This is a genomic window from Selenomonas ruminantium subsp. ruminantium ATCC 12561 (assembly GCF_000424065.1).
Lineage (GTDB): Bacteria > Bacillota > Negativicutes > Selenomonadales > Selenomonadaceae > Selenomonas_A > Selenomonas_A ruminantium.
Genome location: NZ_AUJE01000003.1, coordinates 110079 through 134618, shown reverse-complemented (window position 1 = coordinate 134618; position 24540 = coordinate 110079). Strand labels below are relative to the sequence as shown.

The 24540-nt window shown below is 44.6% G+C and carries 35 protein-coding genes; 27 read left to right on the top strand and 8 right to left on the bottom strand.

The genetic code is table 11. The annotated features are described in order from the left end of the window. Positions 1–3: 3 nt before the first annotated feature. From G598_RS0102535 to G598_RS0102525, 3 genes are all read right to left on the bottom strand, one after another. Positions 4–603: a class I SAM-dependent methyltransferase gene (locus G598_RS0102535; RefSeq protein ID WP_026765609.1), complete on the bottom strand. Its 600-nt coding sequence runs from the start codon at positions 601–603 to the stop codon at positions 4–6. Continuing rightward, complete coding sequence (hydE, locus tag G598_RS0102530; RefSeq protein WP_026765608.1) at positions 600–1658, bottom strand: [FeFe] hydrogenase H-cluster radical SAM maturase HydE; 1059 nt, start codon at positions 1656–1658, stop codon at positions 600–602. Before hydE ends, G598_RS0102535 begins: the two co-directional genes overlap by 4 nt. Before the next feature lie 74 nt (positions 1659–1732). Next, positions 1733–1930, bottom strand: a complete 198-nt coding sequence (locus G598_RS0102525; RefSeq protein ID WP_026765607.1) for a hypothetical protein — start codon at positions 1928–1930, stop codon at positions 1733–1735. A 152-nt stretch (positions 1931–2082) separates the two neighbouring features. Between G598_RS0102525 and nudC the strand changes: the two genes are divergently transcribed. From nudC to G598_RS0102465, 10 genes are all read left to right on the top strand, one after another. Then, positions 2083–2817, top strand: coding sequence for an NAD(+) diphosphatase (nudC, locus tag G598_RS0102520; protein ID WP_245582730.1), 735 nt, complete (start codon positions 2083–2085; stop codon positions 2815–2817). Between the two features lie 20 nt (positions 2818–2837). Then, positions 2838–3602: a C39 family peptidase gene (locus tag G598_RS0102515; RefSeq protein ID WP_026765605.1), complete on the top strand. Its 765-nt coding sequence runs from the start codon at positions 2838–2840 to the stop codon at positions 3600–3602. A gap of 23 nt (positions 3603–3625) precedes the next feature. Continuing rightward, positions 3626–4654, top strand: a complete 1029-nt coding sequence (locus tag G598_RS0102510; protein ID WP_026765604.1) for an AbrB family transcriptional regulator — start codon at positions 3626–3628, stop codon at positions 4652–4654. 193 nt (positions 4655–4847) lie between these two features. Beyond that, the gene (locus G598_RS16825; RefSeq protein WP_051179834.1) at positions 4848–5729 is read left to right on the top strand and encodes a Rossmann-like and DUF2520 domain-containing protein; all 882 of its coding nucleotides are present in this window, start codon (positions 4848–4850) and stop codon (positions 5727–5729) included. A 5-nt stretch (positions 5730–5734) separates the two neighbouring features. Next, a complete protein-coding gene (panB, locus tag G598_RS0102500; RefSeq protein WP_026765603.1) occupies positions 5735–6562 on the top strand; it encodes a 3-methyl-2-oxobutanoate hydroxymethyltransferase in 828 nt (275 codons plus the stop codon). Positions 6563–6820: 258 nt separating this feature from the next. Further along, complete coding sequence (locus G598_RS0102495) at positions 6821–7216, top strand: hypothetical protein (RefSeq protein WP_026765602.1); 396 nt, start codon at positions 6821–6823, stop codon at positions 7214–7216. Between the two features lie 142 nt (positions 7217–7358). After that, positions 7359–8726, top strand: coding sequence for a sodium:solute symporter family protein (locus G598_RS0102490; RefSeq protein WP_037363031.1), 1368 nt, complete (start codon positions 7359–7361; stop codon positions 8724–8726). 706 nt (positions 8727–9432) lie between these two features. Beyond that, positions 9433–9678, top strand: a complete 246-nt coding sequence (locus G598_RS0102480) for a hypothetical protein (RefSeq protein WP_037362973.1) — start codon at positions 9433–9435, stop codon at positions 9676–9678. 324 nt (positions 9679–10002) lie between these two features. After that, entirely contained in the window at positions 10003–10242 is a 240-nt protein-coding gene (locus G598_RS0102470) for a hypothetical protein (protein ID WP_026765598.1), read from the top strand. Between the two features lie 34 nt (positions 10243–10276). After that, the gene (locus tag G598_RS0102465) at positions 10277–10510 is read left to right on the top strand and encodes a hypothetical protein (protein ID WP_026765597.1); all 234 of its coding nucleotides are present in this window, start codon (positions 10277–10279) and stop codon (positions 10508–10510) included. Between the two features lie 337 nt (positions 10511–10847). Here the strand turns inward: G598_RS0102465 and G598_RS16820 are convergent, their stop codons facing one another. Further along, complete coding sequence (locus tag G598_RS16820; RefSeq protein WP_051179832.1) at positions 10848–11933, bottom strand: site-specific integrase; 1086 nt, start codon at positions 11931–11933, stop codon at positions 10848–10850. A 150-nt stretch (positions 11934–12083) separates the two neighbouring features. On the opposite strand from G598_RS16820, the gene G598_RS0102450 reads away from it, so the two are divergent. Next, positions 12084–12338, top strand: coding sequence for a type II toxin-antitoxin system RelB/DinJ family antitoxin (locus G598_RS0102450; protein WP_026765596.1), 255 nt, complete (start codon positions 12084–12086; stop codon positions 12336–12338). After that, positions 12331–12588, top strand: a complete 258-nt coding sequence (locus tag G598_RS0102445) for a Txe/YoeB family addiction module toxin (protein ID WP_026765595.1) — start codon at positions 12331–12333, stop codon at positions 12586–12588. The genes G598_RS0102450 and G598_RS0102445 overlap by 8 nt, the downstream gene beginning before the upstream one ends. A gap of 140 nt (positions 12589–12728) precedes the next feature. Here the strand turns inward: G598_RS0102445 and G598_RS0102440 are convergent, their stop codons facing one another. From G598_RS0102440 to G598_RS18895, 4 genes are read right to left on the bottom strand one after another with little or no spacing between them, the layout of a single operon-like run. Beyond that, positions 12729–13358: a hypothetical protein gene (locus G598_RS0102440; RefSeq protein ID WP_026765594.1), complete on the bottom strand. Its 630-nt coding sequence runs from the start codon at positions 13356–13358 to the stop codon at positions 12729–12731. Between the two features lie 2 nt (positions 13359–13360). Beyond that, on the bottom strand, positions 13361–14302 hold the full coding sequence (locus G598_RS0102435) for a hypothetical protein (RefSeq protein ID WP_026765593.1): 942 nt from the start codon (positions 14300–14302) through the stop codon (positions 13361–13363). A gap of 23 nt (positions 14303–14325) precedes the next feature. Continuing rightward, complete coding sequence (locus tag G598_RS0102430; RefSeq protein WP_026765592.1) at positions 14326–15162, bottom strand: S1 family peptidase; 837 nt, start codon at positions 15160–15162, stop codon at positions 14326–14328. After that, on the bottom strand, positions 15155–15604 hold the full coding sequence (locus G598_RS18895) for a helix-turn-helix domain-containing protein (RefSeq protein ID WP_071837937.1): 450 nt from the start codon (positions 15602–15604) through the stop codon (positions 15155–15157). Before G598_RS18895 ends, G598_RS0102430 begins: the two co-directional genes overlap by 8 nt. A 169-nt stretch (positions 15605–15773) precedes the next feature. On the opposite strand from G598_RS18895, the gene G598_RS0102420 reads away from it, so the two are divergent. The 15 genes from G598_RS0102420 to G598_RS0102350 all read left to right on the top strand — a co-directional run bounded on the left by G598_RS0102420 (position 15774) and on the right by G598_RS0102350 (position 24449). After that, positions 15774–16004 carry a helix-turn-helix domain-containing protein gene (locus G598_RS0102420; protein ID WP_026765591.1) on the top strand — a complete coding sequence of 77 codons (231 nt, stop codon included), beginning with the start codon at positions 15774–15776 and terminating at the stop codon, positions 16002–16004. A 3-nt stretch (positions 16005–16007) separates the two neighbouring features. Next, positions 16008–16769: a Rha family transcriptional regulator gene (locus G598_RS18420; RefSeq protein ID WP_051179830.1), complete on the top strand. Its 762-nt coding sequence runs from the start codon at positions 16008–16010 to the stop codon at positions 16767–16769. A gap of 92 nt (positions 16770–16861) precedes the next feature. Beyond that, complete coding sequence (locus G598_RS16805) at positions 16862–17137, top strand: helix-turn-helix domain-containing protein (RefSeq protein ID WP_051179827.1); 276 nt, start codon at positions 16862–16864, stop codon at positions 17135–17137. Between the two features lie 21 nt (positions 17138–17158). Next, positions 17159–17386, top strand: coding sequence for a hypothetical protein (locus tag G598_RS0102405; RefSeq protein WP_026765590.1), 228 nt, complete (start codon positions 17159–17161; stop codon positions 17384–17386). Beyond that, positions 17383–17754 (top strand): LysM peptidoglycan-binding domain-containing protein, encoded by a 372-nt coding sequence (locus tag G598_RS0102400; RefSeq protein WP_080656919.1) that lies wholly within the window; start codon positions 17383–17385, stop codon positions 17752–17754. The genes G598_RS0102405 and G598_RS0102400 overlap by 4 nt, the downstream gene beginning before the upstream one ends. Before the next feature lie 349 nt (positions 17755–18103). Next, the gene (locus tag G598_RS19670) at positions 18104–18241 is read left to right on the top strand and encodes a hypothetical protein (protein WP_157833252.1); all 138 of its coding nucleotides are present in this window, start codon (positions 18104–18106) and stop codon (positions 18239–18241) included. After that, complete coding sequence (locus tag G598_RS0102390; RefSeq protein WP_026765588.1) at positions 18238–19197, top strand: YqaJ viral recombinase family nuclease; 960 nt, start codon at positions 18238–18240, stop codon at positions 19195–19197. The genes G598_RS19670 and G598_RS0102390 overlap by 4 nt, the downstream gene beginning before the upstream one ends. 18 nt (positions 19198–19215) lie before the next feature. Next, a complete protein-coding gene (locus G598_RS0102385; protein ID WP_026765587.1) occupies positions 19216–20100 on the top strand; it encodes a recombinase RecT in 885 nt (294 codons plus the stop codon). Between the two features lie 52 nt (positions 20101–20152). Beyond that, a complete protein-coding gene (locus G598_RS18415; RefSeq protein ID WP_051179825.1) occupies positions 20153–21112 on the top strand; it encodes a Lin1244/Lin1753 domain-containing protein in 960 nt (319 codons plus the stop codon). Further along, complete coding sequence (locus G598_RS16795) at positions 21090–21758, top strand: ATP-binding protein (RefSeq protein ID WP_051179824.1); 669 nt, start codon at positions 21090–21092, stop codon at positions 21756–21758. The genes G598_RS18415 and G598_RS16795 overlap by 23 nt, the downstream gene beginning before the upstream one ends. A 17-nt stretch (positions 21759–21775) precedes the next feature. Next, a complete protein-coding gene (locus G598_RS0102370; protein ID WP_026765586.1) occupies positions 21776–22291 on the top strand; it encodes a RusA family crossover junction endodeoxyribonuclease in 516 nt (171 codons plus the stop codon). Between the two features lie 17 nt (positions 22292–22308). After that, positions 22309–22497, top strand: a complete 189-nt coding sequence (locus G598_RS0102365; RefSeq protein ID WP_037362968.1) for a hypothetical protein — start codon at positions 22309–22311, stop codon at positions 22495–22497. Positions 22498–22655: 158 nt separating this feature from the next. Continuing rightward, a complete protein-coding gene (locus G598_RS0102360) occupies positions 22656–23264 on the top strand; it encodes a hypothetical protein (RefSeq protein WP_211221462.1) in 609 nt (202 codons plus the stop codon). Further along, entirely contained in the window at positions 23245–23748 is a 504-nt protein-coding gene (locus G598_RS0102355) for a hypothetical protein (protein WP_026765583.1), read from the top strand. Before G598_RS0102360 ends, G598_RS0102355 begins: the two co-directional genes overlap by 20 nt. A gap of 5 nt (positions 23749–23753) precedes the next feature. Then, positions 23754–24449 carry a hypothetical protein gene (locus G598_RS0102350; RefSeq protein ID WP_026765582.1) on the top strand — a complete coding sequence of 232 codons (696 nt, stop codon included), beginning with the start codon at positions 23754–23756 and terminating at the stop codon, positions 24447–24449. Positions 24450–24540: the final 91 nt, after the last annotated feature.

Here is a 24540-nt window from a genome sequence, read left to right as displayed (position 1 = left end):
GGCCTATGGATGTACCTTATAGATGAGCAGTTTTTCGCGGGAATCTCTGTCTTTGCTGATACCACAGCAATCGAGACTGTCAACCAGTGTCAGCTGGGATATAGTCGTCAAATAATCGGTATAGGCTTTGGATGGATAGTAGAAAAACAGGAGAATTTCCCGTGGAAATTCTCGGCAGGATTCCAGCAAATTCATTATGACTGTCCGTAAAATATCCGTAGAAAACGGATTAAAGAAAAATGCCCGGTCAGCATATTGGGGAACGGCAAAATCCGTTGCATCCTGTTGTACAATAGTGACTAAATGCCCACGGCAAGCCCTGTCCTTATTGGTCAGGGCTTTTTCGTATAAGCGGGGATTGTATTCCACGCCGATAGAGCGGCACTTGGTCTGACTGGAAAGGAAGAAACTCACACGTCCTTTGCCGCAGCCATAATCAATCAAGGTATTATTCTTGCGTATCAAGCCGGTATTGGCAACCTGCTCCAATACGCTGTAATCTGTTGGCTCGTAAGGGTAGCGGGTAAAATCGGAAATGGTATCGTCACGTCCGGTGGTTTTGATATTCAGCAGGCGGTCCCATTCCTGTTCGTAATCGGTCATGTTTTTGGTGTTCCTCTCTTGTTGGGATGGTCGCCACGGTTGACGACAATGTTATAGCCGGTTGATTCCACGCGGGCGGCTAAACAGCGGATACACTCTGCCGCCTCTTCGCCAGTGCAGATTTTATTGTCGTAAAGCGCGTATTTTTGACGGACTGCAGTCGGTGAAAGATTAGGCATAAGTACATTGGCGCCGGCGAGCAGCCCCTTTTCCCGTCCTTTCGGGTCAATTGTGCCCAATGCAGTAGTGGCAGGCAGCAGCACATTCGGCAAAAGCAGGCGGATAATGGAGAGCAGGCGCAAGGTCGTAGCGGCTGTGCCGCCCGCCTCCTTCGCAAAGGGTGTATCATGCTGGGGAATAAACGGGCCGATTCCGACCATTTCCGGCTGGAGTTCCTGCAAAAGACGCAGGTCTTGAATTAAATGCCTGCTCTTTTGTCCCGGTGAACCGACCATCATGCCACAACCGACCTGATAGCCGATAGCCTTTAAGTCGTGCAGGCATTGGCGACGATGGTTATAGGACATTTCGGCAGGGTGCAACTGCTCATAATGGGCTTTATTGGCTGTTTCATGGCGGAGTAAGTAGCGGTCAGCGCCAGCGTGGAATAGGCGCTGATAACTTTCCCTGTTTCGCTCACCGATAGACAAGGTTATGGCACAATCCGGATGATGCAGCTTGATTTCCCGCAGCAGTGCACAGAGTCGTTCATCTGTAAAGTATGCATCTTCGCCCCCTTGCAGGACAAAGGTACGGAAGCCCAGCTGATAACCTGTATCGCAGCAGGCTAAAATTTGCTTGGCGGTCAAACGGTAACGCTGTGCATTTGGATTGTCGCGGCGTATGCCGCAGTAATAGCAGTTATTGCGGCAGTAATTGGTAAATTCGATTAAACCGCGGATGTATACGTCTTTACCGTAATAACGTTCGCGAAGTTTGCGGGCACGCTGAGCAAGTTCGGCATCATCTGCAGGCGATGCCGATTTCAGCAGTGCCATAAATTCTTCATCCGAAAGATTGTGTGTAAGTTCCAGTTTGTCGATTATTGCCCGCATATGGAAACCTCCCCTGTGGGTTAAGCGGTTGTGAAAAGGATTATGGTCAGCAGCGTAGAATATGTTAGAATATATTAGAGGAGCATATTGTTTACGGCATCACTGAGGGCAATAAGCACCAACAGCACCGTAATGCCGCCGATTAAATATTCTGCACAGCCTAAAAGATTTTTGGACTGCCAGTGACTTTTTACATTGGCCCAAACGACTTCCAAGGTGATAAACAGAGCAATAAAGCAAACGATGTTGATGATGTAACGTAAAATTTCCATAGTGGATAAGGCTCCTTTGAATGCGATTTGTTTGGAGATGATTTGATAACATGATTCACGAAATACAACCATATAAACTGAACAACGTATTTGTTACAGGCCGGAAACCCGCAGCTGGTGATATCGTAATCTGCGTAAAAGAAGATAGTTTAATGGTAAGCGAGCTTGAGGGGAATGTCAAGTTTCCAACCTGGCAGGAACTGCCGGAAACGCTGGATTATCAATATTTATTCAGCTTAGATAAGCAGGGCGTGTTTTATCTTCTGCAAGAGGGCAGGGAACCATTGCCCGGTTTTACCTATAAGACTTTACGCGAAATCCGCTATGAAATTGGAGCTCCGCTGCAGCTTATGTATATGATGTATACGGCATGGCATCTTATCTGCTGGTACCGGGATAACCGTTTTTGCGGGCGGTGCGGCAGTCATCCCCGGCATTCAACGCGGGAGCGTGCACTCATCTGTGATAAATGCGGCAACAGGATTTATCCGCGCATTGTCCCTGCGGTAATTGCCGGGGTAATCTGGGAGGATAAGATTTTGCTGACCAAATATGCCAACCGTAAAATGTCCTTTTACGCTTTGATTGCGGGTTTTACGGAAATCGGTGAAACCTTGGAGGAATGCGTTGCCCGCGAAGTTATGGAGGAAACCGGGCTGAAGGTCAAAAATATCCGCTATTACAAGTCCCAACCCTGGGGCAGTGTGCAGGACTTAATCATGGGTTTTTACTGTGACGTTGATGGTGATACCCATATTCATATTGACAAAAGTGAGCTGAAAGAGGGCGTCTGGGTTTCGCGAGCGGAAATCGAAGGTCAGCGGGATGACTGGAGTCTGACCAATCATATGATGATGACCTTCAAAGCCGGTAAAGAACCACATTGATGGATGAGGAGTGAATAGTCATGCGTAAAAAAATTTGGTCAAAAACAATCGCCGCCTGCTTGCTGGCCAGTGCGCTGAGCATGGGGACGACGGCTGCTGCCGACACGGATGAGGTCCGTGTAATTCCCTACCCGGCCGGACTGGATACCAAAACCGAAGGTGCATCTTCGGCACCGGCAGAGATAAATCATGCCGATTCGCCTTACTTCAAGCATTTGGATATCTATGAAATGGAAACCATTATCGGCCGTCGCATTGTACTGCCGCATTATCCGACCTATCAACAGACCCGGGAATATACCTGTGGGCCGGCAGCTGCCCTTACGGTGCTTTATTGGTATGGCAATAAGGATTATGATGAACTGTCCCTGGCTAAAGCGATGAAAACACAGGGCTATCCCATTGGCACAAGCCTAAAAAACATGGTGAATTTCTTCCAAGGTATCGGCTGGACGGTAAAAAGCGGCTTGAACGCAGAGAAATTCAGCCGTTTTGATGACTTTCGTACATTTTTGATGGAGCCGCTGGCTCATGGCCGGCCCATTTTGGTAGAAAACGTGGAGTGGGGCGGTCATTGGCGGGTGATTATCGGTTACGACAACATGGGCACAGAATCGCCTTTGGACGATATGCTCATCTTCGTTGATCCCTACGATACCAGTGATCATTATCAGGATGGCTATACCGTAGGAAATGCCATAAAATTCTTCTCCATGTGGTTTGACCATTCTATGCTCCCCGAAAAAGAACGCTACCAGCCGTGGATTATTGCTTATCCGAAATAAGGAGAAATATTGGAGGCTTTTTGTTGCAAGTATTTTTTACGTTAGTCGTTGGAATATGCGGCGGATTTATTCTATCGCTTGTCAATGCGCCACTGCCATGGACATTAGGGCCGGTATTAGCCGTGTCGCTCACTTCATTGTTGCTTAAACGGCAGTTAATATGGCCTTTGTTTCTGCGTAATATCGCTTTGATTCCGTTGGGGTACTCTATGGGACGTCCGTTTACCGTTGAAACAGGGCATGCTATACTAAGCCAACTGCCATTTATGTTAATGGCTACATTCGTCACAATTTGTGCAGGGCTTTTCTCTGCGTGGCTGATGTATCGCCGGACGGACATTGATTTGAGTAGTTGTCTTTTAGGATGCGTCCCTGGGGGGCTTTCGCAAATGGTTATTTTAGCAGCGGAACTGAAGGAAACGGACCTGACTGCCGTTACGATCATGCAAACCCTACGAATGTTGTCCGTAGTGTTTGTTATCCCTTTTCTGGCGATTCATGTCCTCCCTGCTGAAGGAGCATCTGCGTATCTCATAGAAAATGAACCTACAGGTGATATCCTGATGTATGCTATTGTAGCAGTAGCCGGTGCTGTAATAGGCAGGCTGATAAAACTGCCTACAGCAAATTTGCTTGGGCCATTGCTTGCTACAGCTCTTTACATTGTAAGTTTTGGTCATACAGCACCAATTATTCCTCAGCATTATCTGTATGCGGCACAAGTCTGCGTCGGAAGTTATATTGGCAGTAGTATAGACCTAAGAAAAATTCGTGAGTATAACGGTATGGGACCAGTGTTGCTCGGGAGCGTCCTGCTGGTTCTTGCAGTTTCTATGTTGATGGGCTGTGTGATAGCCTTCTGTACGCCGTCCTCGATTACGACGAGCTTCTTGTCAACAGCACCAGGAGGTTTGGCAGAGATGGGGATAACCGCGTTAACGGTAGGAGCCGACAGCTCAACAATGACGGCTTATCAGTTGACAAGATTGTTATTTATCATGCTGGTATTTCCTTATGTGGCACGCTTTATTCGACGAAGATTTGTCAAATAGCCAAAAAACTGTTGTAATTATATATTTTGTATGCCTATACAAATAGTGTTAGGCAGATGATTTGACGCAAGTATTTCCGTGTGCTATGATTACAAAGATGGACGGTATTCTGCGAGGAAACTGTACTGTATCTTTTATTGAATCATTTTGTCATTTGGGACAAAGACACACATCATCGAAATGAGGTGGTGTGATGAGGATTGGTTTTATCGGAGCCGGTAAGGTCGGCTTTACATTGGGAAAATATTTTCGTGAACATGGTATTGAAGTTACAGGCTATTACAGCCGCAGCATTCAATCGGCAAGCGAAGCGGCAGAATTCACGGCCACAAACGTCTACACCAGACGAGACGATTTGTTAGCCGCAAGTGATGTGCTGTTTTTCACCCTTCCTGACAAAGAAATTGAATCTGTCTATCGGCAGGTTTCACAATTATCGATTCGAGGAAAGATTTTTTGTCATTGCAGCGGGGCGCTGTCTGCTCAGGAGGCGTTTCCGAATATTGATGATTTTTCAGCCACAGGCTTTTCCGTTCATCCGCTGTTTGCGGTAAGTGATAAGTATAACGCTTACCGGGAATTGGTGGATGTTTTTTTTACTTTAGAAGGTTCGACGGAAAAATTGGCATTTATGCAGACGTGGCTGCAAGGAATTGATCTGCAGGTCAGGATAATTCCTGCAGAGGTCAAGGTTAAGTACCACTGCGCTGCGGCTTTGGCCAGCAATTACGTTTTGGGACTGTTGCAGCTAAGTCAAAATCTATTGACCGAATGCGGTTTTTCCCCGGACGAAGCAGAAAAAGCCTTGAAGCCCTTGTTTTGTGGCAATGCGGAGCATTTTCGGGAATGTGGCTTGACAGCCTCCCTTACAGGGCCTTTGGAACGCGGGGATTTATCCACCCTTCAGCATCATCTGACCTGTCTGACACCTGCTCAGAGACAGTTATATGTTTTGCTGGCAAAAGAGCTTTTGCAGACCGCCAAAGAAAAACACCCTCAGCGGAATTACACATCCATCGCCAGATTTTTAGAAGCACAGCTGGTAAATGCCAGTCTGTCGTGTGCGAAAGGATGATTATTTTGAAGAACACAGTTGCGACATTTGCTCAGATGAAAGCACGCGGGGAAAAGATTTCCATGCTGACCTGCTACGACTATTCCACGGCCAAGCTGCAGGAAGCGGCAGGGGTCAATGCTATTCTGGTTGGTGATTCCTTGGGCAATGTTATGCTGGGATTGCCGGATACACTGTCTGTTACCATGGAGGATATGATTACCTATGGTCGTTCTGTGGCCAGAGCTTGCCACAACACCATGGTGGTTATCGATATGCCCTTCATGTCCTATCAGGTATCCGTGGAGCAGGCTGTGATGAATGCGGGCAGGCTCATGAAAGAAGGCCGGGCTAATGCTGTAAAACTGGAAGGCGGCGCAGCGGTTTGTCCTCAGATTAAAGCCATTACCTCTGCAGGTATTCCTGTTGTAGCTCATCTAGGACTAACTCCTCAGGCGGTCAATGCGTTGGGCGGTAATCGTGTTCAAGGGAAAAGTGAGGAAGCGGCAAAACGTCTTATTGAGGATGCTCTTGCCGTTCAAGAAGCCGGTGCCTTTGCCCTTACACTGGAGTGTATCCCTGCACCTTTAGCTAAGCTTATTACGGATAAACTGGATATTCCTACCATTGGCATTGGGGCCGGAGCTGGCTGTGACGGTCAGATTCTTGTATACCAAGATATGCTGGGGTTGTTCTCAGACTACACTCCGAAATTTGCTAAACACTTCGCTGAATTAGGGCAAGAGATGCAAAATGCTTTTGCTGCTTATGTTCATGAAGTTCAAGCTGGCACCTTTCCTGCGGCAGAGCATACATTCAATATGAATGAAGATGTAATGAATAAGCTATATTGATTTGCACTTATGGGAGCTTGCTTAGATACAGGATGAGGAGCAATTTTTATTACTTGACACTAGAGTGGCAATATGCTATTGTAAATTTATCAATAGTGGCAAAGGAGCCCAGGCGAAATATAGGTTCGTCTGGGCTTTTTTATCCCCTTGGATAGCTGCTGTTGGTAGTATATTGGTATTGCAGGACAAAGGCGTCCTAAATCATTGCTTTATGGTTTAGGATGCCTTTTCTTGCATTTTTACGAGGAGGAAGAAAATATGATTACCTTTCCGTTGTTTACTGAATTAGAAAAACATCGTGATGAAGCCAATGAAAATTTCCATCGCAATATTAGGCCGCAGCTGGTTGAACGTCTCAAAGCCTTTGGGTTTGAAAGTATTAGCGAGGATGTTACGGGGATTATGCAGCTGCAGGAACAGTCAACCCAGAATAAATATGTTCTGGCTATCCGCAAATACGAAATTACAATTCATTTCCAGCATGTAAAAACAGGGGAGCAGTTACTGATTTGTTCCATAAGCAATTTTGAACTGAGTGCGCATGTGATTCTGGATATCATTATTGACTCCATAGACAGTTGGCTGCAGTATGGGGAGCTTTATGATTACAAGGCTGCACAGAATCTGACGGAAAGAGCAAAGAAAAGACGGTAATCAGGAATAATCGTTGCTTGAAAAAAGGACAGGTGATAAAATAGGCTGGATGATAAACAAATGGTAAAGGGAAAACCATTTAGACCTTTGCCGGGGAAGGAAGCGTATTGGCGTGAATTATTCATTGGCTCATTTGGTAATAATGGCCATGACAATTGGTGTGGTTTTAGCAGGTGGGCTTTATGCGGCAAGGTCAGTAAAATCAGCCGAAGGATTTAGCTTGGGCGGCCGCTCGGCAGGTATACCGATGATAGCTGGCAGTATTGCTGGAACTTGCGTTGGCGGCGGGGCAACGGTAGGAACAGCCCAGTTGGCAGGTTCAATCGGTTTGTCAGCAGTCTGGTTTACTATTGGCGTCGGTCTGTCGCTATTGATTATGGGGATTATTTATGCGCGGCCGCTAAGATACACGGGCCTTGAAACGATATCGCAGTATTTGGTTGAAAACTATGGTAAAGGGGCTGGCCGTTTTACCAGTTTTGCTACATCTTTGGGGATTTTGTTCAGTGCTGTTGCCAGTACCTTGCCGGGAATTGGCTTGCTGGCAGCCTTGACAGGATTTTCTTATGCAATATCAGCAGGTATATTACTGTTGTTAGTGATTTTGTATGCTTTTTTCGGCGGGATGAAAACCGCCTCTGTCGGTGGCATTTTGAAGATGCTCATCCTGTTCGTGACTTTGTTTGCATTGGGAATTGTAGCTTGGCAAGGCCTTATGGAGGCGCCAGAAATGCTCGTCAATAAGCCAGCAGGTTTTCTGAGTATCTGGGGTATCAGTAATGGTTCTATCCTGAATAATCTTGCCTCTATAATTGTTGGCATGATTTGCACGCAGACCTATATACAGGCGATTTTTTCAGCAGCAACACCGCGAACTGCTGCTGTTGGCCTTATATTGGCGGCTATGGTGGCGATTCCTGTTGGCTTGCCGTGTGCAGTTATGGGGATTTATATGCAAACATTACATCCGGAAATTCCGGCTATGCTTGCATTACCTGCTTATTTGCTGCAATATACGTCTTCGCTTATGGGCGGTGCAGCGCTGGGAGGGATTGTGCTGGGGATAATCGGTTCTATTGCTGGCTTATCCTTGGGCGTAGGAACGATGGTGGCAAGAGATATGTTGGAGCCACTTCTGAAAATACAATCCGAACAGGGAAAATTAATCTTGATGCGCTTATCTGTTGTAGCTGCGATAATAATCGCAATGCTGATTGCCATAACCCATAAAGATTCCCAAATCCTGTTTTGGAATTATCTGTCTATGGCACTTAGAGGCTGTGGCATATTTATACCGCTAACACTGGCTATCTTTAGGCCGAGGGCAATTTCGCCACGTTGGGCGCTTGCATCTATGGTGCTGTCGCTTGGTGCGGCGATACTTGCAGGATTGGTTCATACGGCTATATCACCGATTTTTGTTGGCTTAGGAGTAAGCCTGGTTGTGGTGGTTATGGGGAGGTGCTGGAAAAAGATAATGTCAGAAGCATTATCTGTACATGCGCAGTAAGGCATAAAGCAATTGTATTTTTAGCAAACTAAAAAAGCTCCGGAACTCGTGTTGAGCATGTACAAGGTGGTAAGCATCCTCATAATGTAACCGAAAATGATGTCCGAAAGTTTATAGCTGATGCGTATTTTGTTATTACACGAAAAATAACAGACTATGATTATAGCTATAACTATTATGGTAAGTGCGGAGGAACGTTTGTTCGTCCTAATTTAGGAAAATTTGGAATGATAACGACAGCATTCACTTCTGATGAATATTATCAAAATACCTAAATATGCTGACATTTGCCTAGAATGCCAGCCAAGATGTGATAATGTTAAATCATGAATTTCTTGAATGCACGCTTATGAAGCAAGGCATGAAGTCTTGAGAGGCTCACGATGCGGCTCAATGCGTATACGATTATTCAACTGTGATGGAGGACGATTAAAATGTGGGGCTGGGCAAGAATAATATTTGAAGATGAAAAAGTCTGTAGAATTGCATATTGTACTGGTCTAAAACAAAATCTAGATGGTATAATCGTATACGACAAAATTAAGGACACTATGTCCATAATGAAGTTCTCATCGTCTTGTACGGAAAAACAGTCGAAATATTTCATGGGGGTTGTTGGTGTTTGCCTTATGATGGGGAAATTGAAAACAACCATTACAGAAATAGCTAACTAAGAACTATATAATTCCAAAGGAGGTGAAGGCTAATGGCAATGGCAGATGAAATGTTTAAAGCTTTTGGACATCGAATCAGACTGATTGATGAAAATGGGAAATTATGGACAGGGTATGTTTCAGGCTTCGTCCCAGATTATGATAATGAAGAAGATGATGAACCAGGGTACAATGAATTGGATCTAGATGTAACAGAGCCTGATGGGAATATTACGCATTATGCAATTCGTGAATCAGAAATTAAATCCATTGAGGTGATTGATGGAAAAATTCTATAGCTACAGGTTATTTTTTTACAAAAAGTTAAATGGCGGTGTTAAAACGATATGCTGATAAGATGTCCAATAATTGATAGAGAAATTGATGAGTATGATTGTTTTGAGACTGGAACTGTAGCAGAGCGCATCGTTAATGTAACAGCTTCAGTAGGAATCAAGGAAATTAAGGATGCACCTGATTTTCATGAGAGGTGTATTAATTGCCCAAATCACAAGGAGTAATCAAATAATACACGCTTATGGAACAAGGCATGAAATCTTGGGAGGCTCACGAGGTTGCTCAAGGGGGATATGATTATTCAGCTGTGATGGAGGACGATTAAAATGTGGGGCTGGGCAAAAATCATATTTGAAGATGAAAAAGTCTGTAGAATTGCATATTGCACAGGCCAGGAGCAAAATCTAGATGGTATAGTCGTATACGACAAAATTAAGGACATTATGTCCATAATGAAGTTCTCATCGTCTTGTACGGAAAAACAGTCGAAATATTTCATGGGAATTGTTGGTGTTTGCCTTATGATGGGGAAATTAAAAACAACCATTACAGAAATAGCTAACTAAGAACTATATATGGTTCCGAGGGAGGTGTAGTCTAATGGCAATGGTCGATGAAATGCGTGGGGCTTTTAGGCATCAAATTCAATTGACTGATGATGAGGGTAAAGTGTGGAAAGGTCGAGCTGTTGGCTTCGTCCCGGACTACGATAATGAAGAAGATGACGAACCTGGGTACAATGAATTGGATTTGGATGTAATAGAGCCCGATGGGCACATTGTACATTACGCATTTCGTGAATCAGAAATAAAATCCATTGAAATAATTGACTAATCGAATATTTGAGCACTTATCTTGAAGGTAGGTGCTTTTTTCATACCTTTTGCGAGGTGATTTCGTGAACGATATAGCAATGGGGCTTATGCAGTTTTGGTTAATCAAATGTGCGGTTTTCGTGATTGTAGCCGTAATCGGTACTTTGATATACAGCAAAATATAGGCGGGCAGAATGATTCTGGTCGCTTTTTTCATGCCTTTTTTAGCCAGGTGCTGGCCGCAGGAGTTAAAGAACGGCAGTGTTGTGGGGGATATCGCCTGAATAACGCCGTTAATAAATATGGTATTCTTGTATTTTTCTCGTCAGCCCTTTATTTACAAGGGTTTCTGATTTTTATTTCTCGTCTATGACCACATTTTGACCACAAATAAATGCTTTTTCGAGCATGACCGCAACATTGCCCGCAGATTCCTCATACATATGGGAGTAAACCGACAAGGTAACACTGGCATTGGCATGTCCCAGACGGCGGCTTATGGTGGTAACGGGAACATTGTTATGGATGAGGTAGCTGGCATGGGAATGCCGCAAGTCATGAACGTAGATGGGCGGCACGCCTGCTTTGATGGCATATCGTTTCAGATAGTCACGATATACTCTCTGCGAGTATATGAAAATCCGTTCAGGCGGCTCCATAAAGCGATTTATAAAGTCCTGCACCTCTTTCATCAGGGCGGGTGGCATAGGTACCATACGGACGCTGTACGGCGTTTTGGGCGTGGTCACCTTACCTGTTGAAAGCATAACGCTTTTGCTGATATGGATGGTGTTGGCTGTAAAATCGAAATCGGCAGGGGAGAGCGCCAGTAGTTCGCCGATACGCATTCCACTGTAAAAGAGCAGCAGATAGGCAAGTTTCAGCTCCGTCTTGTCAACCTGAGCGATAACCTGGGAAAATTCTTCCAAGGACCAAAAAGCCTGCCGCTTTTGTCTTTTGCCAATGGTATCCACGACCTTGGTGGGATTCTTGGCAAGGTCATAATATTTTACGGCATAGTTAAAGACCGCATTTAGCTGAATATTTATCTGCCGCAGCGTGCTGGGGGCATAGGGCCGGTTGTTATACGCCTGCTTTTGGAGCAGGTCATTTTGCCACTGCCGGATATCCAGCTTGCTTATCTCATTGACCGGGCGCCGGCCGAAAGCCGTACGGATGTGCGAATTGATGATTTTTTCCGTTCCCCTGTAAGTGCTGGCTTTTTGATTGACCTTCCTGTCCTTCAGATAGGCATCGCACAGGGCATTCATGGTCAGCTTGGCAGTATCACCGGATTGTGCCTTGAATTCAGCCTCATACTGGAGGGCGGCCTTTTTGGTCTTAAAGCCTCGTTTGGTGGTTTCGTGTTTCTCTCCGGTATAATCGGTATAGCGGAAACGGCAATACCAGGTGCCACGCTCCATATCTTTATATGCACTCATGCTATATCACGCTCCTTTGTGATTAAGTATAGCAGAGTGCAAGTATTTTATTCCTGTGCCGATACACCGGAATTATTTTTAGAGGTGATAATATGTATTTACATTGTGAGTGCTTATGTAGTATAATTAACTTAAAAGGAGGGGTTCACTATGAAGGCAACTACACTTACAATGCGGGTTGACCCCATGCTTAAAGAACAGGCAGAAGCATTATGCGCCGAAATGGGGCTGACTCTTTCAACCGCTTACACTATGTTCCTGAAAGCAATGGTACGGACACGCTCGATTCCATTTCCGATAACCGCTGACCCGTTCTATAGCAAAAAGAACCAGGCATATCTTGCTGAATCAATCGCAGAACTGGAAGCAGGCGGCGGAGAGGAGCACGAGCTCATTGATGTGTAAAAAATGGTCTGGTCGTGCATGGCAGGAATATCTTGACTGGCAGTTGGAAGACAAGAAGACTGTAAAACGGATAAATGCTCTGATAAAAAGCGTAGAGCGCGATGGTGTACTGGAAGGAATAGGCAAGCCCGAGCCGCTCAAGCATAATTTGCAGGGTTGGTTCAGCCGGCGGATTGATGATGAAAACAGGCTCGTATACCGCGTAAAAGAAAACACCATAGAGATTGCCCAATGCAAAGGGCATTATTGATAGATGGCCACCCTTCGGGGCGGCTTATTTTTATGGTTTCTTGCGACCTTTGATTAAGGGCGTTTCTTTTTCAAGTTCTGCCATATAGCTTGACTTTAGTCTGCCCATCACAAGCATTGTAAATTATTACATTGTCCATATTATGTATTCCCTCTTTTATCCAATTCGTCTAGTAGTTCAACAATCTGAGCGGATGAAGATATGGTGAAAATTTGATACAGATTGTAAATAAAAGATTTCATTTCTAAAATCAAGTAAGTAGCAACAGTTCCATAAAGAGAAAGTAGTAAATAAATGGTGATGTCGTTAAAAAATTTAATATTAAAGAGATCTAAAAATAATAATAGCATATAATTAAATGTGATAAAGGTAATATAACTGATTATTGTAATGAAAGTAGAATGCTGCATTTTATTTAAGCTGTTTTGGTTGGTGACATCATCTTTATTACCTGCTAAAATAGCCAATGCTTCTTTGGAAATCATTGCTTGAAATAAAGCATATCCAGTTATGATTATGGCTAGAAGAGCTAAAAGTATGGAATTTGAACGGTCTATAAATTTATATATCTTATCTAAATTTATTATAGATATAAAAGATGATGAGAAAAATATTAAAAAGTTAATGGAGCCTAATATTACAAATCTTCTCCAAGAAAAAGAAAAAGTTTTTATAGATCCGATAAAGACTCGATTAAAAGTATTTTCTTTTAAAATTATACTTAGCGAATCAAGTGCAGTTTTTCTTTTTTTACTGTCAAAAAACACCATAATCACCTCATTAATGATTGTATCATATCCTGTGATTCAAAGTAAATGTTTTTATTGTTTTCGCTAGTTTCAAGCAGTGCTGTATGTTCTGTTGCTATTTTATACATTGATTCAATAATGCTTTCTTGACTTGACTCAACGGGGAGTTTTACAAGAACTTTTTCAGAATAATTATCTGGAGTTAAAATTATTGGATTCCCGTTATGTGTAGTGCCTCTGACTGTTGCTAGAGCTAAATCACGCGTATCTTCGATTTGTTCAATAACTTTATTTTTATCTTCAGGCTTGTTTATCTTCCATGAGCCATCTCTTGCTTTTAATTTATTGACTTGGTTTAATAAATCAGTCATATCAGATTTAAAATTCTCATCTCCGTTCAATGGAGTTATTTTATAGACTATAGAATTTATTTGTTTCAAATTCTTGAACTGTTCTTTTAAACTCGAATGTGAAGGCAAAGGGATTATGGTGATGTGTGCAGCAGGCAATTTTGAATTATAGTCAACACCTAAATTCACTTTCCTTAAATATCTGCTAATCATTTTTTCGCAAATTGTTTTTAGGGTGGTAGTTCTAGGACTTCCGTTTTGATTTTTAAAAAACAATAAACGGTGGTTTCTTAAAAGTAAAACAAATATAGAAAAAGGCGCACTAGGAATAGATTTGTTTGTGCTGATTAGTTTTCCTGAGATAGGATCTTTTTGTGATAGAATTTCAAGTTCGGTTTGCTTGATGAATAATCCAGTCAAAACATACCCTAAAGCAGGATGATTAAAAATGTTTATATTATCGAAAGTATAATGATTTCCATTATACTTTATATCATAGCCTGATGTAATAGCAGGATAGAATACATCTGAAAAGTGGGCTAATAAAGGTTCGTTTTCATCGCCAAATACACAGTTGAAATTTGCCAATTCAACAGTTCTCTTTTTTAATTCCATATTAAACATCTCCATTAGTTTATCTATTTACAAAATTTTTCCAGCAGAGGAACAAAATCATCAAGGCATTCAAAATTTATAACTTTTCCAATACCATAAGGAACTCTAACCGCCACTGGTTGAGGTGTTTTTGAATCTTGCGGAATTGTTCCGCCTTGTACAATAGTGGTGTTCCCTTCAGAGAAAATCCCAATAAGTCTAGCTTGATCTATTTTTCGTAACTGCCCGTTTTCAAGTTTCTCCCAAATGGAATCATATGCAATGACAGGGGAACCACTAGATCCAGGTGTGCAGGCAATATCGATAAGGAAAACTCGCTCACCGTTGAAATTCAGTAATGGAGATGTGGCAATCATACCTCGTCTGCAAATAGGCATCATGTGAGCTTCATCGCTCAATCCATTAGGATAGCCAACCATAACAATATCATGCATGACTGTAATTTGTAGGATTTCTTCATTTGTGGGGCAAGATGATTTGCAAAAAGCACGATAACAATAAACTATACCATCCTTTTTATAATGCTCCTCCATAGCTGGACCTACAATCATGATTGCCAAATCAACCGATTTATCTGGATGGAAAAGGAGCCCCTTTTCAGTGATATCAACTTTCCATTCACAAGAGTATTCCAAATTAGGGAAATAGCCTTCAGAATCTATGGCGGGGTGTGCATTAGAAACTATCGTACTTGCATCTTTGAGTACATGACGATTAGTAATCAAACACGTTGTTTTGCCTTTTGTTAAATCGAATTCATAGAAGAACGCAGTGGCAGCCCCCTTATGGCCATCTTTGTACGTCACATCAAGTCGCACAGTAGTCAAGGTTATATCATCAGCACGTGTATTATCATTCATTAGATTGTTTATTCTCCTTACTTCTTAATGCAATGTCAATCATGCTATTGATGGTATTTTTGTCGTTGATATCGAGCTTATTATATTTTTCAAGCCATTCCAGGGCTTTTTCGGCTTCCGGGTTTTCTGCTTTAGACATGGGTAACCATCCATTGGTCGTTGCTTCCCTTGCCTTCTGCGCCAGGGGCGAGTCTCCGTTGATATCCCCCAGCAGGCCCTTCTGGAAGCCTGTGCCCTGCGGCTCGTCGGTGCGGCCGAGGAGGTAGTCTACTGAGACGTTTAGCTTATCAGCAATTTTTATTAGTTCGTCATCTCGTAATTGTCTAGTACCTTTCTCTATACGACTTAAAACACTCACATTTATGCCTACGGCGTCAGCAAGTTCCTGCTGAAGTATATCCTCATCTTCCCTTATATTACGAATTCGCTCACCGATAATCATGGCAGTCACCTCTTTCTGTTATGTCAACTTTTATTATAAGGAAATTTCTATCTTAGAAACATTTTCTTTCTAAAATAGAAAAATAATACTTGACTTTCTATTTTAGAAAGTATATAGTGTAAGCATAAACTTTCTAAAACAGAAAGCGAGAAAGGAGGTTTGTAATTATATGAGTTGCTTTAATCTAAGCTATATTGCTGAACGTAGGAAAGAACTAGGGCTTTCCTATAAGGATATGGCTAAATTATTAGGATTCAGCAATGGTTCAGTATATTGGAAGTACGAGCATGGAGTCTATAAATTCAATGCTGATAAGCTTCCGATGCTAGCTCAGGTGTTAAAATGCCATATTAGTCATTTTTATACCTTTGAACTTGCTAAAACAGAAAGTGAGGTTTAACAAATGAAACTTATGACAGTAGCAAATAGCAATATTGATGAGTTGGTTCAAGTCAACAATGAGCAGGTGGTTACGGATTCCCGTAAAGTAGCGGAAGTGTTCGGGAAGGAACACAAAAATGTTATTCAGTCTATTGAAAATATCAAAGCTGAAAATTCAGCTGTGAGCTCCATGTTTTACGAAACCGACTATACGGCGGGGACTGGTAAACATTACAAAATGTACCTAATGAACCGCGACGGATTCAGCCTGCTGGTGATGGGCTTTACTGGAGCCAAGGCGATGCAGTGGAAAATCAAATACATCGAGGCCTTCAACGAAATGGAGCGGCAGCTGAAAGAGCAACCGAAATCCCAGATTGATATTCTCGTAGAAAGCGCCAAAGCCCTGCAGAGACAGGAGCGCGAACTTGCCCGCCTGCGACTTGACACCGAGGAAATCCGCAAGGAGCAGAAAATCCAATCTTCCCGAATTGACACGCTCAATGGCGTATGTACCGAGGGCACGAAACGGCAGAAGCTGGTGGCTATGGTTCAAGCTTATGCAGCAAAGAACGGCTTGACCTACCGCGAAGGTTGGCATCGCTTCAAGGCGGCATACAATACCGCATACCGCACCAGTATCGGCAATTCCATTTCCTACTATGTGAAGGAAAACGGCTTAAAGAAAAAGCCCAGCGTGCCGGAGTTCTTAGAAAAGAAAGGGTTGCTGGACGATGCGCTGCGGATTGCAGATAAGTTGCTGAATGGTGAGATTGCGGCATAAGTCTAGGCATCTCCCTTCAAGGCGATTATAGCATGGAGGGACAGATTTATTCCTGCGCCGATACGCAGGAATTATAAGGAGGTTTTTCAATCGTGCCAAGAATTGTCGGAGATTCCGAAAACATTTTTTACCAAGCCAGGATGCGGGCAGCCGCCCGTGACACAGATTTTGAATCACGGGCCAGCGCAGAGAATATTGTGGGGATCAGTTCCACAAGGCTTTATCAGATTGAACGAGGTCTTCGCCAGCCGCATCGTGATGAATTGCTTATCATGGCCAAAGAATATGATGCGCCCGAGCTTTTGCAGGCTTACTGCCGGGAGATTTGTCCGGTGGGCAGCAAATGTCAGGAACTTAAAGATAAGTAGCTATGGAAGGAGGTGGTCAGCATGTTCAAAAGCACAGTCCTGCTAAGCATAGCAGATGTGATGACGGTCACCGGCTATAAGCGGTCCCGGGCAGGCAGTATTGTGGCCAAGGTCAACGCCTACACCGAAAAGCAGGGGTTCATAACTCCCCGGCGCGGGTGCTGCTACTTGAAAGCCTTTGCCAAGCTGACCGGGCTTAGCAAGCCGGAGATTTTGGAGGCATTAAATAGGGAGGAGGTTACCGAATGATTATAGATAGGGAATGGGACGAGCTTATCAAGGAGCAGCAGGACAGGAAAAAGCGGCTTGAGTCGTTGATAAAGAAGTTTGTCGGCGGGGCGGCGCTGATTGGGGCGGCAGTTCTCTTGACTGGTTTCTACGAGGGCGACCAACAACTCATTGAGGAAACATATGTCGTTAAAAAGGGCGATACCCTGCGGCACATTGCTGAGGAATATCTGCCAAAGAACACCGGGGGCCGCAGATACATCCTCGAATTTGAGGAAGGCATCATCGAAAATAACCCTGCGCTCCAGCATGGCAACTCCGGGAACATTCACCCCGGCCAGGAAATCAAAATCACCTATTGGGTAAAGAAAGGCGATGCTGGCAAATGAGGAAGCGAAAGCCGACCTGTTTCAGATGTGGCCGAGAATTCGAGGCTGGCGAAACCTACGATTTGATTTGGGTAGGCTCCGGTATGGCCCCAGTTTGTCACGATGACAAGCTATGCGAGGATAACTACATTCCCAGGCCCCACAGGTACCCCAAAATAAAGGTGGTTCACAGCAATGCAAGCCGCTTTCACTGATTTTGGGACAACAAAAAAGGCTCGGTAAAACCGAACCTTTTCCACATGAGCTTGAATGACAGTCGCAAAATCCTCAAGCAAACATTGTGTAGAGCTATATTCTCTTTGAAACGCAAGCTCATTATAGCATATTTTCGGAAAGGAGGCAAAGGCTGATGACGATAAATGATGATATTCAAGATTCCCGGCTTTACGATTATTTGGCCGAGAAAGCCGAGCAGGAAAAAGACGAAGAAGCTTATTGCGAGGCAATGGATTGGCTTATGGATGCAGAGAGGGATGAAAGAAGATGAGCTTAAAAGACCATTGCACCATGATTATGACCGCTGCGGAAATCGAAAACCGCGAGGCATGGCTCAAAGTTCGTAATGACAGCATTGGTGGCAGTGAAGCCGCTGCCATCGTCGGGGTGAACCCGTGGAAATCCGAATACACGCTTTGGCTGGAAAAGACCGGCCAATCTCAGCAGGAAGATATTTCCGAAAACGAATGTGTCCACTTCGGCACCATTCTGGAGCAGGTGGTGGCAGACGAATTCTGCCGCAGGGAAGGCAAGAAGGTCCGCAAGTGTGGCCTGTTCCGCAGTAACAAATACCCATTTATGACAGCCTCTTTTGACCGGCTCCTTGTCGGTGAGGATGCAGGGCTTGAATGCAAGACTTCTAACGCATTCATGCGCGGACCATGGGATGAAGGGGACATCCCACCCAACTACTATGTGCAGTGCCAGCATTATATGTTGGTGAGTGGCTTTCCCCGCTGGTACATTGCTTGCCTTATCGGTGGTAATCATTTCGTTTCGTGGGTGGTAGAACGAAACGACGATGATATTGCCGCTTTAGAACAGATGGAATTTGCATTTTGGGATAAGGTGCAACACCACATCATGCCGGAGGTTGATGGCTCCGAAAGCTCCACTGACTCACTGAAAAAGATGTATAAGGGCGGGAATAATGAGCCTATTGTTCTCCCCCAGGAAAGCATGGATTTGCTGAAACGCCTCGATGAATTGAAGGCGCTGAAATCCGATATTGATTTCCAAACCAAGGATATTCAAAACAAGCTCTGCGCTATGCTCGGCGATAACGAAATCGGCATTATTGGTGAGGGCGATAATGAGCGTAAAGTCACATGGAAAACCGTCAACGGCAGAGTAACGATTGACAGCAAAAAGCTGAAAAAAGACCTGCCGGATGTGTTTGAAAAATACAGTAAAAAATCTGCTGATAGTCGCAGATTTAGTGCATAAAACGAGGAGGAAAATAAAATGGCAAACGGTACAGTAAAAGGCGGCATGATTCAGAAGGCACAGGCGGGGAAAGTAGCCACTGCAAATGGTGGGGCATCGAGCATTAAACAGCTCGTCATGCAGATGAAACCGCAGATTGAAAAAGCACTGCCTTCGGTGCTTACTGGTGAGCGTTTTTCCCGCATGGTTTTAACGGCCATGAGCACCAATCCCCAGCTTGCGGAATGTTCCCCGAATTCTTTCCTAGGCGCTATGATGCAGGCGGCTCAGTTAGGCGTGGAACCGAATACGCCGTTAGGACAGGCTTATCTCATTCCTTATCGAAACCATGGCCAGCTTGAATGTCAGTTCCAATTAGGCTACAAAGGTTTAATCGACCTTGCTTACCGCAGCGGAGAAATCACGAGCATTTCTGCTCACGAAGTTTGCGAGAATGATGATTTCGAGTATGAATTGGGCCTTGAAGAAAAGCTGAAACATAAACCGGCCCTGAAAGACAGAGGCGCAGTGATTCTCTATTATGCGGTGTTCCGTACCAAGGCAGGCGGCAGCGGCTTTGCAGTAATGAGCGTGGAAGATATCAAGAACCACTCCAAGAAGTACAGCAAGGCGGCAGGCTCCAGTTACAGCCCCTGGTCAACGAATTTCGATGCCATGGCCAAGAAAACAGTCATCAAGCAGGCGCTCAAATATGCACCCATCAAAACCGAGTTTGTTCGGGCAGTAGCCAGTGATGAAACCATCAAGACCAACATTTCCGAAAGCATGACGGATGAACCGGATGAAACGGTCATCACTGTGGATGCCGAGGAAGTTCCGGCTGATGTACCACCTGCCAACGTTGACCCGGAAACAGGGGAGATTAAAGAGCAGGGCACCGATGGACAAACCAGCCTGATGTAAACACAGAATAAGCGGGCGGGGCATTTGCCCTGCTTGCTGGAAAGGAAAATACATGGCTAGACCGCAAAAAGAGGGGCTTGATTATTTCCCACTGGACACCGACATTGCGGAGGATGAAAAGATTCTATACCTGGAGGCCGAGACAGGGCTGGAAGGCTTTGCGATATATGTGAAGCTTTTATCCACCATTTACCGCAATAGTTACTACATGATGTGGACAGAAACTCAACTCAGTATCTACTCAAGGAGGTTTTTTGTAGACAAAAACACCCTTTCAACGGTAGTTTCTGTATGCAAAAACATCGGCTTATTCGACAAAAAACTGTTTGAAAAATATCAGATTTTAACCTCTCATGGTATCCAGAGCCGTTATCTGATGGCGCTTGAACGCAGGTCGAGCATCAAAATGATTGATGAATTTTGCCTGCTGGACAAGGAAAAAATCGTCAAAAGTAAAAAAGTCAAACTTATTTCAGCCCCTAAACAGGTTTCTGCATACAATAACCCCCACTCAACGGTAGTTTTTGTAGACAATAACCCCGCCGAAAAGGAGTTACTGCATACAAAAACACCACAAAGTAAAGTAAAGAAAAGTATTAGTAGTTGTTGTAGTTCCCCCTATAGTCCCCCAGAAGAAAATCAGCCGGACGAAGAAACGGAATTGGCTGAGAAAGACGATGCCACTGCCAGAGTGTTTGACCTCTTTCAAGATAACATCCACCCCATCACAGGGCAGATAGAGACAGACACCCTCACAGACCTGCTTGACCACTATGGGGAGCAATGGCTGACAGAGGCTATCAGAGAAACGGCCCTGAATAACGGCCATTCTGTGAAGTACATCAAGAGCATTCTCGAAGCCTGGGAACGAAACGGATTCAAGGCAGAGAAACCGGAAAGGAGTAAAGACAATGGCGGACGACCTCAGAGCAATGCTCGAAGAAATAAAAAACAAAGCACTGCAGAAGCAGAGAGAGCAAAATGGGCAAATGAAACCAGCGGATGGGACTGAGCAGGACAGCGGTGAAGATGACTGGTATAAGCGGCGTGAAAAGCAGGAGCGTATCAGGGAACTGGAAAATGCCGGGATTATGAAAAGATACCGTAATGTGACCTTCGAGAATATCGAAAAACGAGGCCTGCCGGATAACGAAGATATCCGCAAAAATTACGAAGTCGTGAAAGAATATGCGACAAGAAACCTTGAATGGAACTTAGAGCACGGCTTTGGGCTTATCCTTGCAGGGAATTACGGAACGATGAAAACCACAATGGCGGTGGCAGTTCTCCAACAGTGGATTAAAGACGGCCACAGTGGCTTATTGGTTCCCATGTGCTCGCTGATTGATAATCTTTACACCATGCGGTCACTTAACCGGGAAGAATGGGCGAAATACGAAATGCGCATACGTTCCACACCACTGCTGATTATCGACGATTTAGGCAGCGAAAACACAGACCAAAGCTGGGTGCTGTCAAAAGTCAATTCCATCATCACCGAGCGATACAATAAAATGTTGCCGATAATCGTGACAACGAATTTGAGCAAGGGCGAACTGGAAGGAACTTATTCCGGGCGGATTATGGACAGACTGCGGAATATATCGCAGTATCTGGTTTTTAATTCCGAGTCACAGCGTAGAACTTTGGCAAGCTAAGAAAAAGGAGCAGAGGCGTGAAGTTAGACAAGCATGGAGAGTTTACTTTTGAGGTGCCGGGACAGCCTGCCACCAAGAAAAACAGCCCTGTACTGGTAATGGGGAGGGCGGTGGTCCTTCCCAGCAAGGCATACAAGGCCTATGAAAAGCAGTTCCACAAGCATCTGGAACTGCTGAGGGCGAAATGGGGAGCATTACCGCATTTCGAAGGGCCTGTTTCGCTGGAGGTCAAGTATTACCTGCAAGACCGCAGGGCCTATCCCGACCTGAACGGCCTTATCCAAGCCACGCAGGACATTCTCGCGGATGAGTACAGCCATAAGAACCACACCAAGACACTCAAACGGGAATGGATACTCGAGGATGACAGGCTTGTTAAGTCGCTAGATGGGTGCCGGATAGCTGGTATAGACAAGGCCAATCCGAGGGCAGAAATCACCATCACGCCTTTAGAGATTGACCCGGCGAAGGAAACAGACCCCTATATCATCCGCAAGGTCAAGGAAACCATGCAGACAGGCTTAAAACTCTGACAGGAGGGGAGACAGACATGGACAATGGCGAGCACTACAATGACCCCACAGCCCAAAAAGCGATAGCCAACATCAACCGAGATGAGCGCAGGGCACGAGTGAGAAGGGCTTGCGCTAAGGCGAGGGCAGTTCTTCGACACGAAGGTTTTGACGTGATGGGCAGGATAGCCCTCATAGACCTCAAGACGGGCAAGCGGATTTTGTGATATTTTTCGATTTTCTCTATCTGTGAGTGGGAAAATGAGGGGAGAAAAAGGGCAGGGTATATAGTTATACCTAAAACGTATCAGACACCCCTCAGAAACGATTCTGGATAGAATGAGGGCATATTTAGACATAAACCGACTACGGCAAAAACAGGAAGGTGGAAAAAATGGGCAGTTTTGCCAGGAAAAGAGGCAGGGACCTCAAAAAGAAGGCCCACACTGGTGACAAGAAGGCAGTTCGCGAGTACAGACAGGCCCGGCAGGCGGTCAAGGAGAGCATGGTCAACCAGCTAAAGCGTGACCACAAGTGCCGGAGGGAGTCGATTCACAACCTCATGGCGTGCTTTCTGATGACGATGCACGAGAGTTATGGATTTGGCAGGGACAGACTCCTTCGCTTACGGGACAAGATGCAGAGCGAATTTGATGCCATTGTTGCCGGAAATGTGAGTGTTGAAGAAATAGCCGGGTATCTTAAAAGCGAGCTGGATTTAGACATAGACATTCTGGAAAAAGACCCGAACGCCGGACATTATCGGCAGATTGAATTTAAGGTGATTCAGCAAATGAGTTCATCGTTTTTAATGGCATTGCTTGATGAATTCGGCTTTAAGAAAAAGCACCTTGAGAATGCTTATGGTTATGTTATTGGATTGAGCAATAGGCTTGATGAAAAAGTAATGGATTTTCCGGAGCTTTGCGCCAAGGTGGATGCAGTGATTAACAAGGGAAAAGGAGCGAAAAACAATGGGGAAAAAGCAGCATAAATTCGATGCGAAACGTGAGTTTGATTATCTGGACGATAAGGTTTATTATTTAGGGCTTGCTTTCAATGCAATTTCCGAATGGTGCGGGGAAATCGAGGGAAAAGTGAACCGCATCAATAAGGCACAAAAGGGCCTTAAAAAATCCATGCACAAGCATGAAAACGGTGGAAATCACCTGCTTATGTGTGCACTCCCGAAACCCTGCGATGGGGATTTATACGCCGATTGGAGTTTCATGGATTTCATGAGCAAACCATGGGAAGAAATGACCGAAATGATGGAGGCAGCCAATAAATGGCAGGCCACTCATAAGGAAGAAGATAGGCTGAGATTTCTTCGGGAGGCTACGGATGTTATTATTGCCATCACCAGTGCAATGAACAAAGCCGGCGCAGACCTGGCAGAGCGCCAAAAAATCATGGTAGAGGTCAACAAGTCGAACGCTGTAAGGGATGGAGGAAGGAGATTCAAGAAGGAGGCCTGAGCAAAATGTTAGTCGTATGGACCCGAAAGGCGGAGGAAGATTATAGGGCAAAGTTCCCGCATAGAAAGAACATCCGAAAGGCCGGGACTGTGGCCATCTACGACGGCAAGCCTGTGGAATTTACGAGGCAGGATAACTCCATATTTTTTGCCTACAATGTTCGTGGATGGGTGGAAACCATAAAGGAGCCAAAGGACGAAGCTAGGAAAGAAGAAAAAGCCGGGAATTGCGTAAGCGATGAGGCCATGAAAGAACGATGGCAGATGATGCAGGCGCTCTTTGGCAGCCCGGAAAACTATACGATGGTAGAGATTGCCAACATGGCAGGAATGTCCTGCTCAGATACGATGCGAAGATTCACCAAGGCACATGGCCCCCAGATGATGAAAAAATATGGAATGCTCCCATACAAGAAAGGCGTGAACGGCCTATATGCAAAGTATATGCGCAAGCCGCCCAGGGAAAAGCCGAAGGTTGACAAGCGTGTACTGGTTCAGAATGAGCGATGGAAAATCATCATCAAGGACATTGGCAAGCGGAAAAACCTCGACCAGATAATCAAAGATTTGGGCTGGAAAACTGAGGCAGGAATTCGGCAGTTTGTCAATGACCATGGAATAAGATTATCCGAAGAATTCGGGCCGCTCCCATACTCACCGATAATGCCATCGTATCTGAGGCGGTTTATGGTAGGTGCTTGAGCATGAAGGATAACGAAAGAAAGCTTTATAAAAGCGCCACCCATTTGGGATATAGCAAGATTGCATATTTCGATACATTGAACCGGCTGAA